Below are 15,375 nucleotides of genomic sequence, written 5' to 3' on the forward strand. Positions count from 1 at the left end.
ATGACAACCACACGACGCGATTTTCTCAAGGTAACGGCGCTGGTCGGCGGCGGCCTCACGCTCGGCGTCAGCCTGCCGGGCGCGGTCAGCGTAGCGCAGGCGGCCGGCATGCTGCATACGCCGAACGCCTGGGTCCATATTGCCGATGACAACACCATCACGCTGATTTCTGCGCGCTCCGAAATGGGCCAGGGCGTCTACACCTCGATGCCGATGCTGATTGCCGAAGAACTCGGCGTCGACATCCGCAAGATCAAGGTCGAGATAGCCCCGGTCGGCGAGGTCTACACCAACGCCTTGCTCGGCGGCCAGCTCACCGGCGGCTCGACCTCGGTGCGCGACGGCTGGGAAAAGCTGCGCGTAGCCGGCGCCCAGGTGCGCACCATGCTGGTCACGGCGGCGGCGCAGCAATGGAACGTCGACGCCGCCACGCTCAAGGCCGGCGACGGCAAGGTCACCGGTCCGGGCGGGCGCAAGGCGACCTACGGCGAACTGGCCGACGCCGCATCCAAGCTGCCGGTGCCGAAGGACGTGGTGCTGAAGGATCCGAAAGATTTCAAGATCATCGGCAAGCCGACCAAGCGTCTCGACACGCCGCGCAAGGTCAACGGCACCGCGGTGTTCGGCATCGACGTCAAGCTGCCGGGCATGGTCTACGCCTCGCTGGAACAGTGTCCGGTGATCGGCGGCAAGGTGGTCAGTTTTGATGCGAGCAAGGCCAAGGCCATGCCGGGCGTGATCGATGTGGTGCAGATCCGCGACGGCGTGGCGGTGGTGGCCGACAGCTACTGGCATGCCAAGAAGGCGCGCGAAGCCGTGACCGTCACCTGGGATGAAGGCGCGGGCGCGGCCATCGACAACGCCTCGATGATGGACGGCATCCGCAACGCCAAGGATGCGCCGACGCCGATCAAGAAAACCGGCGACGCCGACGCCGCCATGAAGAGCGCGGCCAAGACCATGCAGGCCGAATACTGGTCGCCGCTGCTGGCGCATGCAACGATGGAGCCGCAGAATTTCACTGCCGACTACAAAGACGGCAAATGCCTGGTGATCGGCCCGGCGCAATTCCAGCAGGGTACGCAGGGCAACGTCGCGGCGGCGGTCGGCCTCAAGCCGGAAGACGTCACGGTGCAGACCACCTTCCTCGGCGGCGGCTTCGGCCGGCGTCTGGAATACGACTTCGCGGTGCAGGCGGCGCAGATTTCCAAGGCGGTCGGCAAGCCGGTCAAGCTGCTGTGGAGCCGCGAGGATGACACCACCCATGATTTCTACCGGCCGATGGCCTTCCATCGCATGGCGGCCGGGCTCGACGCTGCCGGCAAGCCGGTGGCGCTGACCTTCCAGCTGACCTCGCAATCGGTGACGCAGCGCGCCTTCGGCCTGCCCAAGGGCACGCTCGATCCCTTCATGGCGGAAGCGGCGGTGGTCGGCTACGACATCCCCAACATGACGCAGGAACTGATCGAACACGACAGCGGCCTGCGCGTCGGCTACTGGCGCTCGGTCAGCCATGCGCTCAATGCTTTCGCCAACGAAAGCTTCATCGACGAACTGGCCGCAGCCGCCGGCAAGGATCCCTATCAATACCGGCTGGCGCTGCTGGACAAGCAGCCGCGCTTCGCCAACGTGCTGAAGATCGCCGCGACCAAGGCCGGCTGGGGCAAGCCGCTGGCGAAAGGACGCAGCCGCGGCATCGCGTTGATGGAAGGCTATGACACCTACATGGCGCAGGTGGCGGAGATTTCGGTGAAGGACAACGAGATCACCGTGCACAAGATGTGGGTGGCCGCCGACCTCGGCCGCATGGTCAATCCCGACACCGTGGAAGCGCAGATCGAATCGAGCATCGCCTTCGGCCTGTCGTCGGTGCTGGGTTCGGAAATCACGCTCGACAAGGGGCGCGTGCAGCAGACCAACTTCCACGACTATCCGGTGATCCGCATGTCGCAGATGCCGCGCATCGACGTCACGCTGGTCAAGAGCACCGAGAAGCCCGGCGGCATCGGCGAACCGGCCACGGCGCTGGTCGGGCCGGCGGTGGCCAATGCGCTGTTTGCGGCGACGGGAAAACGCGTGCGCAAGATTCCGCTGTCGCCGGACAATATCAAATCGGCTTGAGCAGCATGTGAAGCAGATGCGGTAGCTGCAGCAAAATCAGGATCGCGCCTCCGCTGAAAAACGGAGGCGCTTTTTTACGTCTACAGCGCGTCGTGGAAAATCACGCCCACCGTATAGCGATGGCCTGAACGCAGACGGCTCACGCCATGGCGCATCTTGACGCGGTAGTAGCCGCGCGTGCCGGCCACCGGCCGCTCGTTGACGGCAAACAGCAGGGCGTCGCCCTGAAGCAGCGGCGCCACTTCCGCGCGCGATTGCATGCGCGGACGCTGTTCCGTGATGACGAATTCGCCGCCGCTGAAATCGTGCCCCGGGGCCGACAGCAGGATCGCCATCTGAATCGGGAACACGTGTTCGCCGTACAAGTCCTGGTGCAGGCAGTTGTAGTCGCCGCGCTCGTACTTGAGGATCAGCGGCGTCGGCCGCAACTGTCCGGCGGCGTGACAGCGCATGATGAAGTCCTCATGCGCGGCGGGATAGCGTATGTCGATGCCCATCGCCTCGTTCCAGCGGTTGGCTTGCGGGGCCAGGTGGGCATAGAAGGCAGTGCGCAACGCGCCGATGAACTCCGGCAAGGGGTAGCGGTAGTACTTGTATTCGCCGCGTCCGAAGCCGTGACGCGCCATCACCACGCGGCTGCGATAGCGTTCGTCGCACGCATAGCCGGCAATCAACGCTTCGCACTCCTGCGTCTGCAGCAGGCCGGGCAGCACGGTGCAGCCGTATTCGTTGAGTTCGGTGGCGATGTCCTGCCAGTCCAGCGCGGCGGCGCGCGCGACGATGGCATCGCTGTGGTCTGCTGCTGTGTTCATTACTGCATCCTCTCGCCTGCAAATCGATAGGGATCCAGTGTAGGAGGGCGAGGCGGCGCCGGCACTCCGGCGCTTGCTTTCGAATTCGGCTACAGCATTTCCAAGGGACGGCGCTTCTTCGGCGGCGCGAAGGCGCGGTCGAGTTCGGCAAGATCGGTCGCATCGAGGATCAGGTCCAGGCAGGTGCGGTTGTCCTGCACGTGCTGTACCGTCGACGCCTTGGGAATCGAGATCACGCCGGGGCGACGCAGGGTCCAGGCCAGCGCTACCTGCGCCGGCGTGACGCCATGGCGTTTGGCCACGGCGGCCAGTGCGGCGTCCTTGAGAATGCGGCCCTGCTCGATCGGCGAATAGGCCATGAGGGCGATGTTCTGCTCGGCGCCGAATGGCAGCAGGTCGAACTCGACGCCGCGCCGCGACAGGTTGTACAAGACCTGATTGACCTGCACATGATGGCCGTTGTCCTGCTCGAGCAGTTCCTGCATGTCGTCGAGATCGAGATTGCTGACACCCCAGGCGCCGATCTTGCCGTGGTCGATCAGCGTTTCCATGGCCTCGATGGTGGCCGCAAACGGATGCGCGCCGCGCCAGTGCAGCAGGTAGAGGTCGATGCGTTCGACCTGCAGGCGCTTGAGGCTGGCTTCACACGCTTTGACCGTGCCGGCGCGCGAGGCGTTGAAAGGCAGCACCTTGCTGACCAGATAGACGGCGTCGCGGCGGCCGGCGATGGCCTTGCCCACCACCTTTTCAGCGCCGCCGTCGCCGTACATTTCGGCGGTGTCGATCAGCGTCATGCCGAGCGCGATGCCGTGCTGCAGCGCGCGCACTTCATCGGCGGCGCGTGCGGCCGACTCGCCCATGTTCCAGGTGCCCTGGCCGAGCGCGGGAACGCGGTCGCCGTTCTTGAGGGTAATCGTCGGGATGGGTTTCATGGTGTCAAAGGCTCCCTTGAATCAAAAATCCAACTGGGTGGTGGTGATGCCCAAAGCTGCTGCGATCTTCGTCACGGAGGCTGGCCGGAGTTTGTCGCTGTTCTCCTGTTTCGCATAAGACGGTTGCGAAATGCCGAGGCGTGCGGCAACCTCCGCCTGCGTCAATTTCAAGTACTCTCGCCAGGCGCGGACAGGCGTGGCGCCGTCAACGGTGGCGCTCACGACTTCGTTCGGGATGAGTTCATTTTCGGACTCATACAGGCGCATGTATTCATCGTAGGGCAAGACAACAAAGGCCGGTTTGCCGTCCGGTCCATTGATCATCTGAATGTTAGTAGGTGCGTTCATTGCGTTTCCTTACTTCTTGAATTTCGACGATTCTGATTTCGCCGAACCAATCAAACAATACTCGATAGTTGCCTATTCGGAGTCGATAGCCGTATTCGTGATTTGCAATTGACTTCACATTCTGGCAATCCGGCATCGTTTCCAGAGAAGTGACCGCATCGCGGATCGGCTTTTGCAATTGCACGTCCAGCTTGCGGAGTTGCTTCGCTGCCTTGGGTGTCCATTTGACGGAATTCATGCGAAAAATTATAGCTTAAATATAGCTTTTTGCAATAAAGGCTATATTTCGTATCCTTGCCTACGTCGTATGAGAGGAACGATTATGATCGCGGGATGGCATTGCGGTCCGGCCGTAACGACGCCGACATATTCGCCGCTTAAGCTGAATCCTCCCAACCTACCGTCACCGATCCATGCGCATTTTTTTCCTGCTACTTGCTCTGTTGATCGCAGCGGCTGCTCCGGTCCACGCCGCCAATCCCGACGCGCTGTGGCAGATCGCGAACGGAAAATGCTTGCCCAACAGCCTTGCTTCCGGCGATCCCGCACCGTGCGCCATGGTCGACCGCGAACACGGCTTCGTGATCCTCAAGGACCTGGTCGGTGCGGCCCAATATCTGCTGATCCCGACCGTGCGCCTGACCGGCATCGAAAGCCGTGAACTGCTGCAGCCGCAATGGCCCAATTACTGGCGCCATGCGTGGGAGCAGCGCGGTCGCGTCGGCGCGGCGCTGGGACGGCCGCTGGAACCGGCCCAGCTCGGCCTGGAAATCAATTCCGCCGCCGCGCGCAGCCAACTACAGTTGCACATCCATATCGATTGCATGCGCCGCGACGTGCCGGGTTTGTTGCGCGCACACCGGCGCGATCCCTTGGGAAAATGGATGCCGTTCATGCTCGAGGGACATCGCTATTGGGTCATGCGGCTGGACGCAGATGCCTTGCAGACGCAGGATCCGTTCAAGCTGGCCGGCGCGCGCAGCGAGCATGCCGCCAACGCGATGGGCGCGCAGTCGCTGTTGCTGACGGGGGCGCGCTTCGATGACGGCGCCGAGGGTTTTTACCTGATCAACATGCCGGTCAATTTCGACCGCGGGGAATTCGGCAGCGCTGAAGTCCTGCTTGATCACGATTGCGCCATCGCGCGCTGAGTCATCCGCCTCAGGACTGGCGCAAGTCCAGCCCGAGCGCACGGAAATCCTGCGGCGTCATGCCATAGGCGCGGCGGAACGCACGCGTGAAGTCGGAGGCGCTGCTGAAGCCCAGGCCGTAAGCGATTTCCATGACCGCCGTGCGGCGCATGCTGACCAGTTCCTCGGCGGCTTCGCGCAGGCGGCAATTGCGGATGTAGGTGCCGAGGCCGCCTTCGCTTTCAAACATGCGATACAGGGTCGGGCGCGACAGATCGAAGGCGCGCAGCACGCTTTCCGGCGTCAGATCCTTGTGATACAGGCGACTCTGGACGTGGCGTTGGATCTGGCCGCGCAGCATCGACTGGGCGGCGGAGCGGGCGCTGCCGGTGAGGCGCTGCTGCTTGCCGAACGCGGCCAGCAGCAGGTCCACGCAGACGCGGATGGCTTCTTCCGCCGCCGCCGCCGGCATGCTGCGCAGATCCTGGCTGAGCGCCACCAGATGCGCCAGCAGCAGGCGCGTCAGCGGCGACGTGTAGGCCAGCACCTGGCCGTGCAGCGCATCGGCGTCGGCGATTTCCGCTTCGACCGTGGCGCGCGGCAGGAAGAAGGCCAGCACGTGCGCATAGGTCGGACGCAGCATGCGCATAGGCTGGCCCATGTCCAGCGCCAGGATGCCGGGCACGAATTGGGTCGACTTGCGTTCGCGGCGGGTGTCGGTGAGGGTTTCCATGATGCCTTCCACGGCGACGTGGAAGACGAAGTCGCGCACGTTGTCGCACGAGATTTTGGCCAGCGTGCGCGCCTGCGCCAGCGGGTCGGTGCGGCAGTCGAGATAGATCATGTCCTTGAAGACATACGAATCCATCTCGCCGGTGAAACTTTGCTGGCGCTGGGTGCGCGACATGGGTGTGTCGAGCAGGCCGCTGACGCGTTCGCTCCAGGCTTGCGCCTGCAGCGTGACCGGCTGCTGCGCGACGCTGAAATGATGGTGGGTGAACGCCGGCGCACCTGTACCTGCTCCATTTGCAGGCAAAGGCATCCTGCCGCGCGCCGCAATGACACGACTCGCCAGGCCCTGATGCTCGCGCGTCATGGACGTCGTCCGTCGCCGGCGCTTGCGGGCGCCGTCGAGGAGAGTCGGCCGCTGCGAGCGGCTGCTGGGGATGGAGGAATCATTGCCGGGCGATAAAAAAGAGTAGTTCGGAGATGCAGCGGGACGGCGATTTTGTGCAATGCAGCTACTCTAAACAATCCTGTTCTTGCTGCAAAGAAAAATGATTGCCACATCGTATTTTGTTGAGTGAAGCCCGCATCCCGGTATTTGATTTCTCCCCGGAAATACCTCCCCGGACCGTCATGCCCATGGCCTACCAGCCCGCAGTGTGCCACTATCTTGTCGTCCCGCATCTCTTCAAAAACGTACAAACGACTGGTCCATGAAAACCACGCCCGCGCCCCTGGAACTCAGCGTCGACCGCACGCTGCAACTGCCGATTTACCTGCAGATCTGCCGGCGCTTCAAGACCGCCATCGCTCAGGGCCATCTGCGCGCCGGCCAGCGGGTGCCGGCAGTGCGGGCACTGGCCACGGAACTGAATCTCGCGCGCGGCACGGTCGAGACCGCCTATCGCATCCTGACCGACGAGGGCTATCTGCAGGTGCGCGGCGCGGCGGGCACCGTGGTGTCGCCGGCCTTGCCGGCGCCGGCTGTGGTGACGGCCGCGCCGGGCCGCTTCGCGGTGGCTGCCGCCGGCGCGTTGGCGCCGACGCCCGGCGAATATCACGGCCGCGAGCCTGAGCCGCTCAAGCTCGGCCTGCCTGCGCTCGACGCCTTCCCGCGCAAGGTCTGGAACCGCATCGCCGGCCATCGCCTGCGCACCGGCGAGCCGCTCACCATGGCTTATCCCGATCCGGCCGGCTACGGTCCGCTGCGCGAGCGCATCGCCACCTACCTCGGCTTGTCGCGCGGCGTGACCTGCCTGCCCGAGCAGGTGTTCGTCACCGCCGGTTATCGCGCCACGCTGGAGCTGGTGCTGCGCAGCCTGGCGACGCCGGACGACGTGTTCTGGTTCGAGGATCCCGGTTATCTGCAGGCGCAACTGTTCCTGCGCAATGCCGGCGCGCGGCTGCAGCCGGTACCGGTCGACGGACATGGCCTGATGGTGGAGGAGGGTGTGCGGCGCGCGCCCGATGCGCGCTTTGCGCTGGTGACGCCGTCGCACCAGAGTCCGCTCGGCGTGACCTTGTCGCTGGAGCGGCGCATGGCCTTGCTGGACTGGGCCGGCAAGGCCGGCAGCTGGATCATCGAAGACGACTACGACAGCGAATTCCGCTATCAGGGCCGGCCGCTGCCGGCGCTCAAGAGCCTGGACCGGGCCGATCGCGTGATTTACTGCGGCACTTTCAGCAAGGTCATGTTCCCGGGTTTGCGGCTGTCCTATGTGGTGGTGCCGGTCGGCGCGGTGCAGCGTTTCCAGACCGTGTGCGCCAGCCTCAACGCCGGATGTCCCTATCTGTTCCAGGCCGGCGTCGCCGACTTCATCGCACAGGGACATTTCTCGCGCCATCTCAAGCGCATGCGCCTGCTGTACGCCGAGCGCCGCGCCGTCTTCGTGCGGGCGCTGGAGCAGGCCTTTGGCAGCCGCCTGCAGATCGAACTGCAGCCGGGCGGATTGCATATCGTTGCGAGACTGGCGGCGCATGAAGACGACGTGCTGCTGGTCGGGCGCGCCCATGCCGCCGGTTTCGGCATCAAGTCCTTGTCGAGCTGGTATCTCGACGCAGAGCCGCAGCGCGGCCTGCTGCTCGGCTTTGCCAACGTGGTCGACGCCGCCATGGCGACGCGGCTGGCGCAGCGCCTGAAGAAGGCGCTCGACGGCTGAGGCAGGGCCGGTTCAGGCCGGACGCGCAGGCGATTCAGGAAATCTGTTTGGGGTGCAGCAGATACTTACCTGGCAGTCGACGCCCTGGCATGTCGCGATCGCGCAGTGAGCGCGTGCCGGGCCGTCGAAGAAATGAAGCGAGTTGAGGTGCAGCGGTATTTCGGTATTGCCTGGTTGCTTAGTAAGTCAGGGTAACCGTGACGGTGTCGGTATAGACGCCGGCCAGCGGAGTTTGCGCCGAAGCGATGCGGCCGTACACGGTCAGGTTTTGCAGCAGGCCGCTACCGGTGCCGGCTTGGGTATCGGTGCCGATGGTCGAACCCCAGTTGTTGGTGCGGCCGGAATCACGATACAGCGCGTAGTTCAGTGTGCCGCCCAGCGAGCCGGTCATCTTGCGTGCGCTGGTGGTGGCGCCGGTGCCGGCGCCTGCGTCCAGGCCGATGGTGTACGAGGTGCCGTTGGTGCACAGGACGGCGATGTTGCCGGTCTGGTCCACTTGCGTGCTGGTGTAGTTGCCGAAGGCGACGGTCGAGCCGACCACGGTGCAGGACGCTAGCACGGTGGCGGTCACGACCAGCGAGCCGGTTGCGGTGGCCGCATAAACCGGCGCGCCGGAAATCATGATGGAGGCTGCGAGAGTAGCGGCGATGATGCGGTTTTTCTTGATGTTCAACATGGCATTTTCTCCTGATCCGGCTGCTTCATCCTCGTCCATTACGAGGATTTCGAATTCGCCGGGCACAGGTGAACTTTATGTTTTCACCATCTTTGTCGGTATCGGGAGTTCCCTGAACGTTGTCGAAATTGCTTCGGGAAATTCCTGAGTCGACACAAACACCAACTGCGCACCACACTTCTCCATATTATTTCTGCATGGAAAATATCGCCGACAACCCTTGTCAGGACTGGTTTTCCTTGCTGTCCGCACGTTCTGCCAGCGCAGTTTTACGCAATCCCGACAAAGTAGCGCGCGGCGTCAGCATTTCCTTGTCCAGGCGGATCTCGATCAGGTAAGGCATCGAGGTCGAGCTGGCGATGCCTAGGGCTTTCTCCAGCGCCGGCCCAAACTCCGCCGTCTTGTCGATGGCGCAGGCGTCGAGGCCGAACGACTTTGCATACGCCACGAAATCCGGATTGTTGAGATCGGTCGCCATCACGCGGCCGGGATAGTTCTTTTCCTGGTGCATGCGGATGGTGGCGTACATGCCGTTGTTGAACACCAGGAAGACGATGCCGAGGCGGTGCGCCACGGCCGTTGCCAGTTCCTGCGAGCTCATCAGGAAGCAACCGTCGCCGGCCAGGCAAATCACCTGGCGGGCGGGGAAGCACAGCTTGGCCGCGATCGCCGCCGGCACGCCGTAACCCATCGCGCCGCTGGTCGGCGCCAGCTGGCATTTGGGTTGCGAGAACTGGTAGTAGCGATGTGCCCAGGCGGTGTAGTTGCCGGCGCCGTTGGTCAGGATGGCGTCCTGGTTCAGGATGTCCTGCATCTGGCGGAACGCCAGCGCCGGGTCGAAGTCGGTGACCCGCGACGGCGGTTCGATATAGGCCAGATAAGCGTCGCGCGCCTGCTTTTGCCAGCTGCGCCAGGCTTGCGCATCGACCGCCGGCAATTGCGCCGCCATACGCGCAAAGGCGTTCAGCGTCGCCAGGATCTTGACGTCGGTCTGGTAGACGCGGCCTAGTTCTTCCGCCGCCGGCATTACATGCACCAGCTTTTGTTTGGGGCGCGGCACATCGAGCAGCGTGTAGCCGCTGGTCACCATTTCACCGAGGCGCGAACCTACCGCGATGAGCAGGTCCGCTTCGCTGACCATTTTGGCTAACGCCGGATTGACGCCGATGCCGACTTCGCCGACGTAATTCGGATGGCGGTTGTCGAACAGGTCCTGGCGGCGGAACGATGCCGCCACCGGCAGGTTGTGCTGAGCCGCGAAGCGCTCGATGTTGCGCACGCCGTCCTGATCCCAGTTGGAGCCGCCGAGGATCAGCATCGGCCGCTTGGCCTGTTGCAGCAGCTTTTGCATTTCCTGCAGCGCATCGGGATCGGGATAGGCTTGCACCGGTTCGACCTTACCGATGTCGCGCGGGAAGGTCGACTCGGTCAGCATGTCTTCCGGCAGCGCGATCACCACCGGACCGGGCCGTCCCGACATCGCCACGGCAAACGCGCGCGCCACATATTCGCCGACGCGCGACACGTCGTCGAGCTGGGTCACCCATTTGGTGAAGGGGCCGAACATGCGGCGGTAGTCGATTTCCTGGAAGGCTTCGCGCTCGCACATGTCGAGTCCGACCTGGCCGACGAACAGAATCATCGGTGTCGAATCCTGGAACGCCGTATGCACGCCGATGCTGGCGTTGGTGGCGCCGGGTCCGCGCGTGACGAAGCAGATGCCGGGCTTGCCGGTCAGCTTGCCGTAGGCTTCGGCCATGAACGAGGCCGGGCCTTCGTGGCGGCACGAGATCACGCGGATTTCCTGCTGGTGGTCGTACAGCGCATTGAGGACGTCCAGATAGCTCTCGCCCGGAACGCAGAACGTGGTATCGACACCTTGCGCCAGCAGCGCATCGACCAGTAACTGGCCGCCGGTTTTCAGTTTTGACATGCTCGTCTCTTGTATGCCGGCGCACCGGCTGTTGTTGGTTGACAGGGGAAGCAGACGGTCGCAAGGGACCGCCAATCACTGAGACGAGAATACAAGCTGGCGATTTGCCGGTGATAGGACTAATCCGCAGATTTGCTGTACTTCTCGGAGAAAGTGCCGGGTGCGAAGGGCGGCGAAATCAGGAAAGCGGCGCCGAGAATTTTTTCTTGAACTCGCCCGGCGTCATCTGCACGTTCTTCTTGAAGAAGCGGCAGAAGTAGGCGAAGTCGTCGAAGTTGAGGCGATACGAAATCTCGGCAATGCTGAGTTCGGATTGCGCCAGCAGTCGCTTGGCTTCCATCAGGATGCGATCGTGGATCAGTTGCGTGGCGGTGCGGCCGGTAGTGGTCTTGACCGCCTCGTTGAGCTTGCGATCAGTGACGAACAGGCGCGCCGCGTAATCCTGCACCGAGCCGAATTCAAGGTAATGCTGTTCGATCAGCAGCTTGAAGCGCTTGGTCAGGCTGTAGCTGCGCGGCAGCACCGACTCGGCGTCATGCGGCTGGTGCAGGCGGCGCAATCTGGTCAGCAGAATCTGCAGGAAGGAGCGCACGATGTCGTATCGCCAGCGCTGGTCGCCGGCATTCTCCTTTTCGATTTCCTTGAGCAGCGGAAACAGCTCGTCATGCTGCTGCGGCGTCAGGTACAGCACCGGGTCGGCATTGGCGATGTGGAAGAATGGAAACTCCGCCAGCTCTTCGATGCGCGGAAAAACCTGCAGGAAAAATTCGGGACTGAAATTGATCGCATAGCCGCTGGCGTCGATCTCCGAGGTCCAGCCGTGGATCTGTCCGGGCGAGATGAAAAACACCGAGTGCGGCACGATGCCGTAGTTGTCGAAGTCGAGCACGTGGTTGCCCTGCGCGTTGCTCATCCACAGGATGTGATAGTAGCTGTGGCGATGCAGGAAGGGGCGCGGGATTTCGTTGCGGCCTTCCAGCTTGACCAGGTCGAATACGAATTCCGCATGGCCGCCGCTGAAGTCGGAGACCTCAAAATTGGGCGTGTCGTCGGGAAAACGGATGTCTTTCATGGGGTCGCTTCAGTGTTCGTCCTGCGATGTCTCCGCCGCGTTGTTGTGATTGATTTCGGTCGGCTGCCTGCGCATCGCGTCGCTGTGATTTCCTCTCGGGAAATTGTTTTCGCTGTCATTGATGCACCGGAACAGGATATACAAGCGCGCGCGAAAAGAAAAGCCGTGAAGCGGCATCCGCATCGCGCGCAAGCCCGCATGTTGCGGCGCATTCCGGCTTTCGGTGGAAAAATCCAATAGAAAAGAAATTAAGTCCTACCGTGCGTCCGGAGGGCTTGGTTAGCATCTGAACCACGCTGATCAATGCCGATTCAATCCGCGCATCGGAACTGTTTTTTCGGATGCGCTTCATTGACTCCACCGGCGGTTCCATCTCCATACGAAGCTTTCCGACGCGACCTGAAAAACGGTCGCGGGGGTGCGTTCGTCCCTGAAATCTTTACATCTTGTCCGCATCACTCGAAAGGAATTTTATGTTGCTTGACGTCCGCACCTACACCGCGCGTCCCGGAGCCCTGAAAAAGCATCTGGCGCTGTACGAAGAACACGGCTTCGACATCCAGCGCAAGCACCTCGGCGAACCGCTGGCGTATCTGGTCGCTGAATCCGGTCGCCTCAATTGCTACACGCACATCTGGGTATACCAGGACGCCGCCGACCGCAACGCGCGCCGCGACAGCCTGCAAGCAGACCCGGCCTGGACCGCATATCTGCAGAAGAGCGCCGACGCCGCTTACCTGGTGTCGCAGGAAAACCAACTGATGACGCCGGCCAAATTCGCGCCGCTGCAATGGCCGCTTACGCAGAAATAAATTCAGGCACCGATCCATTTTTCAATCAGGCGAGGACCAGCATAGCCAGCAATCCGCCAGCGCTCTGACGCTCATAAAAAAATAACCATCCATATTGGAGGAGAACCATGTTTCAACAAATTTACGATCCCGTAAACGGGTCGCTGTTCGCGTCCGCCTTGTGCGCGATGCTGCCGTTGCTCTCGATGTTCGTGATGCTCGGCTGGCTGAAGATTTCGCCGCATGTGTCGGCGGCGATTTCGCTGCTGATCTGCGCCGTGGTGGCCGGCTTCGTGTATGGCATGCCATGGGCGACGGTCGCCAACGTCGGCGTCTACGGCGCGGTGTTCAGCGTGCTGACCGTGTTGTGGATCATCGTCAATGCGATCTGGCTGTACAACCTGACGGTACGCTCGGGTCACTTCGCCGTGCTGCGCGACAGCTTTGCGCTGATCAGCGATGACCCGCGCATCCAGGCGATCCTGATTGCGTTCAGCTTCGGCGCATTGATCGAAGCGCTAGCCGGCGCCGGCACTCCGGTGGCGATCGCCGGCGCGATGCTGGTGGCGATCGGTCTGCATCCGCTGAAGGCGGCGGTGATCGCGCTGGTCGCCGATACTGCGCCGGTGGCCTTCGGCGCGCTGGCGGTGCCGATCACGACGCTGGCGCAAGTGACCGGCCTGTCGTTCGAAGAACTGGGTCATCACGTCGGACGCCAGACCCCGGTGGTCGCCGCCTTCGTGCCGCTGGCGCTGGTGTGGATCATGGACGGCAAGCGCGGCCTGCGCCAGACCTGGCCGGCTGCGGTGGTGGCGGGGTTTGCCTTCGGCGCGGCGCAATGGATCAGCGCCAGCCATTTCTCGGTGGTGCTGGCTGACGTGGTGGGGGCGCTGGCGTCGGCGGCCGCCGTGGTGGTGCTGCTGAAATTCTGGAAGCCGGCCAAGTTGCCCGCCGACGCCTTCCAGAACGACGTCACCAAACAAGCCGAACGCATCCACAGCGATGTCGCCGTCGGCCACTCGCGCAAGCAACTGATGCTGGCTTATGCGCCGTATTTGCTGATCATTGCAATCTTCACCGTGGTGCAGTTCGGCCTGGTGCAGAAGTGGCTCGGCGCCGGCACCTTCAAGTTCGCCTGGCCGGGCCTGGCGATCAGCACGCAGGAAGGCAAGTCCATCGGCACCATGTTCACGCTCAACAGCTTGTCGGCAGCCGGTTCGCTGTTGCTGCTGGCCGGCGCGATCAGTGCGATGATGCTGAAGGTATCGGCGCGCGCCGCGCTGGAAACCTACGGCAAGACGCTGGTGCAGATGCGCTGGGCGGTGCCGACGGTGCTGTGCGTGATGGCGCTGGCCTTCATCATGAATTACTCGGGCCAGACCGCGACCCTGGGCCGCTGGCTGGCGGGCACCGGATCGGCGTTCGCCTTCCTGTCGCCGGTGATCGGCTGGATCGGCGTGGCCGTGACCGGCTCGGACAATTCGGCCAACGCGCTGTTCGGCGCCCTGCAGGTGGCCGCGGCGCATGAGACCGGATTGTCGCCGGTGCTGCTGGCGGCAGCCAATGCTTCGGGCGGCGTGCTGGGCAAGATGATCTCGCCACAGAGCCTGGCGGTTGGCGCCGCAGCGGTCGGCATCATCGGCCAGGAAGGCCTGATCTTCCGTAAGGTGGTCGGCTGGAGCCTGTTCTTCCTGCTGATGATGGCGACGCTGGTATACCTGCAATCGACGCCGGTGCTGTCGTGGATGCTGTAAGCGCCGGGGATGTTTACTGGCGGCAATGACGATTTTTAAAACGAAGCCGGCGCGAATGTGCGCCGCCTTCCTCGAAGGAGCAAGCAATGCAGGACTACAAGAAACTGTTCGACCTGAGCGGCAAGACCGCCGTGGTGATCGGCGCCGCCTCGGGCATCGGCAAGGCCTCTGCCGAAGCCATCGCCAGCCTCGGCGCGCAGGTGATCTGCGCCGATGCCGACCTGGCCGGCGCGCAAGCCACGGCGCAGGAAATCTCGGCACTCGGTCTCGCGCCGGCGACCGCGATGAAGATCGACGCCGCCGACGGCAAGGACATCGACGCGCTGGCGCAGCACGCGCTGCAACTGCTCGGCAAGATCGACATCGCCGTCAGCACGCCGGCGCTCAACATCCGCAAGCTGATCCTCGACTACACCGAGGAAGAGTACGACCGCGTCATGAACCTGAACATGAAGGGCGCGTTCAACTTCTTCCGCAGCTTCGGCCGGCCGATGATGAAGCAGGGCTTCGGCAGCATCATTGCCTGTTCGTCGATGCGCGCGGTGACCATCGAACCGGGACTGGGCGTGTATGCCGCCTCGAAAGCCGGCATCGCGCAACTGGTGAAAGCGTTTGCCGCCGAGATGGGACCGTACGGTGTGCGCGTCAACGCCATCACGCCGAGCATCATCGAGACCAAGCTGACTGCGCCGCTCAAGGAACGCGCCGACATCTTCAAGACCTATGCCGGCCACACCGTGCTGAACCGCTGGGGCCAGCCCTCGGAAGTCGGTTCCGCCGCAGCCTTCCTGGCGTCGGATGCGGCCAGTTACATTTCCGGCAGTTCGCTGCTGGTGGATGGCGGCTGGACTGCGATCGACGGTCCGCCGACCGGACTGACGTCGACGCGGCCGTCGGAATAAAGTACGACGTCGCTTCGCT

General features: G+C 63.1%; 15 protein-coding genes. 6 read left to right on the plus strand and 9 right to left on the minus strand.

What is annotated here, in order from left to right:
• A complete protein-coding gene (locus E4P32_RS08505; protein WP_116434590.1) occupies positions 1 to 2,121 on the plus strand; it encodes a xanthine dehydrogenase family protein molybdopterin-binding subunit in 2,121 nt (706 codons plus the stop codon).
• Between the two features lie 80 nt (positions 2,122 to 2,201).
• Here the strand turns inward: E4P32_RS08505 and E4P32_RS08510 are convergent, their stop codons facing one another.
• From E4P32_RS08510 to E4P32_RS08525, 4 genes are all read right to left on the minus strand, one after another.
• Positions 2,202 to 2,933: a 2OG-Fe(II) oxygenase gene (locus E4P32_RS08510; RefSeq protein WP_116434589.1), complete on the minus strand. Its 732-nt coding sequence runs from the start codon at positions 2,931 to 2,933 to the stop codon at positions 2,202 to 2,204.
• Between the two features lie 89 nt (positions 2,934 to 3,022).
• Complete coding sequence (locus tag E4P32_RS08515; RefSeq protein WP_116434588.1) at positions 3,023 to 3,865, minus strand: aldo/keto reductase; 843 nt, start codon at positions 3,863 to 3,865, stop codon at positions 3,023 to 3,025.
• Between the two features lie 21 nt (positions 3,866 to 3,886).
• Positions 3,887 to 4,213, minus strand: a complete 327-nt coding sequence (locus E4P32_RS08520; protein WP_116434587.1) for a helix-turn-helix transcriptional regulator — start codon at positions 4,211 to 4,213, stop codon at positions 3,887 to 3,889.
• The gene (locus tag E4P32_RS08525) at positions 4,197 to 4,451 is read right to left on the minus strand and encodes a type II toxin-antitoxin system RelE/ParE family toxin (RefSeq protein ID WP_116434586.1); all 255 of its coding nucleotides are present in this window, start codon (positions 4,449 to 4,451) and stop codon (positions 4,197 to 4,199) included. Before E4P32_RS08525 ends, E4P32_RS08520 begins: the two co-directional genes overlap by 17 nt.
• Before the next feature lie 175 nt (positions 4,452 to 4,626).
• Here E4P32_RS08525 and E4P32_RS08530 point away from each other — a divergent pair, with 175 nt between their 5' ends.
• Entirely contained in the window at positions 4,627 to 5,364 is a 738-nt protein-coding gene (locus E4P32_RS08530; protein WP_116434585.1) for a CDP-diacylglycerol diphosphatase, read from the plus strand.
• Positions 5,365 to 5,374: 10 nt separating this feature from the next.
• On the opposite strand, the gene E4P32_RS08535 is transcribed toward E4P32_RS08530, so the two are convergent.
• The gene (locus tag E4P32_RS08535) at positions 5,375 to 6,439 is read right to left on the minus strand and encodes a helix-turn-helix domain-containing protein (protein WP_116434584.1); all 1,065 of its coding nucleotides are present in this window, start codon (positions 6,437 to 6,439) and stop codon (positions 5,375 to 5,377) included.
• Between the two features lie 343 nt (positions 6,440 to 6,782).
• On the opposite strand from E4P32_RS08535, the gene E4P32_RS08540 reads away from it, so the two are divergent.
• Entirely contained in the window at positions 6,783 to 8,228 is a 1,446-nt protein-coding gene (locus E4P32_RS08540; RefSeq protein WP_116434583.1) for a PLP-dependent aminotransferase family protein, read from the plus strand.
• Between the two features lie 178 nt (positions 8,229 to 8,406).
• On the opposite strand, the gene E4P32_RS08545 is transcribed toward E4P32_RS08540, so the two are convergent.
• The 4 genes from E4P32_RS08545 to E4P32_RS08560 form a co-directional block, all read right to left on the minus strand.
• Positions 8,407 to 8,904: a spore coat U domain-containing protein gene (locus E4P32_RS08545; RefSeq protein ID WP_116434582.1), complete on the minus strand. Its 498-nt coding sequence runs from the start codon at positions 8,902 to 8,904 to the stop codon at positions 8,407 to 8,409.
• Positions 8,905 to 9,127: 223 nt separating this feature from the next.
• Positions 9,128 to 10,837: a thiamine pyrophosphate-binding protein gene (locus E4P32_RS08550; protein ID WP_116434581.1), complete on the minus strand. Its 1,710-nt coding sequence runs from the start codon at positions 10,835 to 10,837 to the stop codon at positions 9,128 to 9,130.
• 178 nt (positions 10,838 to 11,015) lie between these two features.
• Entirely contained in the window at positions 11,016 to 11,909 is an 894-nt protein-coding gene (locus E4P32_RS08555; protein ID WP_116434580.1) for a helix-turn-helix domain-containing protein, read from the minus strand.
• A gap of 115 nt (positions 11,910 to 12,024) precedes the next feature.
• Positions 12,025 to 12,288, minus strand: coding sequence for a hypothetical protein (locus E4P32_RS08560; protein WP_135008725.1), 264 nt, complete (start codon positions 12,286 to 12,288; stop codon positions 12,025 to 12,027).
• A gap of 94 nt (positions 12,289 to 12,382) precedes the next feature.
• On the opposite strand from E4P32_RS08560, the gene E4P32_RS08565 reads away from it, so the two are divergent.
• The 3 genes from E4P32_RS08565 to E4P32_RS08575 all read left to right on the plus strand — a co-directional run bounded on the left by E4P32_RS08565 (position 12,383) and on the right by E4P32_RS08575 (position 15,356).
• Positions 12,383 to 12,721: an NIPSNAP family protein gene (locus E4P32_RS08565; protein WP_116434578.1), complete on the plus strand. Its 339-nt coding sequence runs from the start codon at positions 12,383 to 12,385 to the stop codon at positions 12,719 to 12,721.
• Between the two features lie 107 nt (positions 12,722 to 12,828).
• Positions 12,829 to 14,454, plus strand: a complete 1,626-nt coding sequence (locus E4P32_RS08570) for an L-lactate permease (RefSeq protein ID WP_116434577.1) — start codon at positions 12,829 to 12,831, stop codon at positions 14,452 to 14,454.
• A gap of 86 nt (positions 14,455 to 14,540) precedes the next feature.
• Complete coding sequence (locus E4P32_RS08575; RefSeq protein WP_116434576.1) at positions 14,541 to 15,356, plus strand: SDR family NAD(P)-dependent oxidoreductase; 816 nt, start codon at positions 14,541 to 14,543, stop codon at positions 15,354 to 15,356.
• Positions 15,357 to 15,375 lie beyond the last annotated feature (19 nt).

It is taken from the genome of Herbaspirillum sp. 3R11 (genome assembly GCF_004563925.1).
In the GTDB taxonomy this organism is placed as follows: Bacteria; Pseudomonadota; Gammaproteobacteria; order Burkholderiales; family Burkholderiaceae_D; genus Herbaspirillum.

Excerpts from the sequence above, each read along its gene's own strand:
- E4P32_RS08525 (WP_116434586.1), bottom strand. The coding sequence starts at position 4,451 with ATGAATTCCGTCAAATGGACACCCAAGGCAGCGAAGCAACTCCGCAAG.
- E4P32_RS08545 (WP_116434582.1), bottom strand. The coding sequence starts at position 8,904 with ATGTTGAACATCAAGAAAAACCGCATCATCGCCGCTACTCTCGCAGCC.
- E4P32_RS08505 (WP_116434590.1), top strand. The coding sequence starts at position 1 with ATGACAACCACACGACGCGATTTTCTCAAGGTAACGGCGCTGGTCGGC.
- E4P32_RS08535 (WP_116434584.1), bottom strand. The coding sequence starts at position 6,439 with ATGACGCGCGAGCATCAGGGCCTGGCGAGTCGTGTCATTGCGGCGCGC.
- E4P32_RS08555 (WP_116434580.1), bottom strand. The coding sequence starts at position 11,909 with ATGAAAGACATCCGTTTTCCCGACGACACGCCCAATTTTGAGGTCTCC.
- E4P32_RS08565 (WP_116434578.1), top strand. The coding sequence starts at position 12,383 with ATGTTGCTTGACGTCCGCACCTACACCGCGCGTCCCGGAGCCCTGAAA.
- E4P32_RS08575 (WP_116434576.1), top strand. The coding sequence starts at position 14,541 with ATGCAGGACTACAAGAAACTGTTCGACCTGAGCGGCAAGACCGCCGTG.
- E4P32_RS08560 (WP_135008725.1), bottom strand. The coding sequence starts at position 12,288 with ATGGAGATGGAACCGCCGGTGGAGTCAATGAAGCGCATCCGAAAAAAC.
- E4P32_RS08510 (WP_116434589.1), bottom strand. The coding sequence starts at position 2,933 with ATGAACACAGCAGCAGACCACAGCGATGCCATCGTCGCGCGCGCCGCC.
- E4P32_RS08530 (WP_116434585.1), top strand. The coding sequence starts at position 4,627 with ATGCGCATTTTTTTCCTGCTACTTGCTCTGTTGATCGCAGCGGCTGCT.
- E4P32_RS08570 (WP_116434577.1), top strand. The coding sequence starts at position 12,829 with ATGTTTCAACAAATTTACGATCCCGTAAACGGGTCGCTGTTCGCGTCC.
- E4P32_RS08540 (WP_116434583.1), top strand. The coding sequence starts at position 6,783 with ATGAAAACCACGCCCGCGCCCCTGGAACTCAGCGTCGACCGCACGCTG.
- E4P32_RS08520 (WP_116434587.1), bottom strand. The coding sequence starts at position 4,213 with ATGAACGCACCTACTAACATTCAGATGATCAATGGACCGGACGGCAAA.
- E4P32_RS08515 (WP_116434588.1), bottom strand. The coding sequence starts at position 3,865 with ATGAAACCCATCCCGACGATTACCCTCAAGAACGGCGACCGCGTTCCC.
- E4P32_RS08550 (WP_116434581.1), bottom strand. The coding sequence starts at position 10,837 with ATGTCAAAACTGAAAACCGGCGGCCAGTTACTGGTCGATGCGCTGCTG.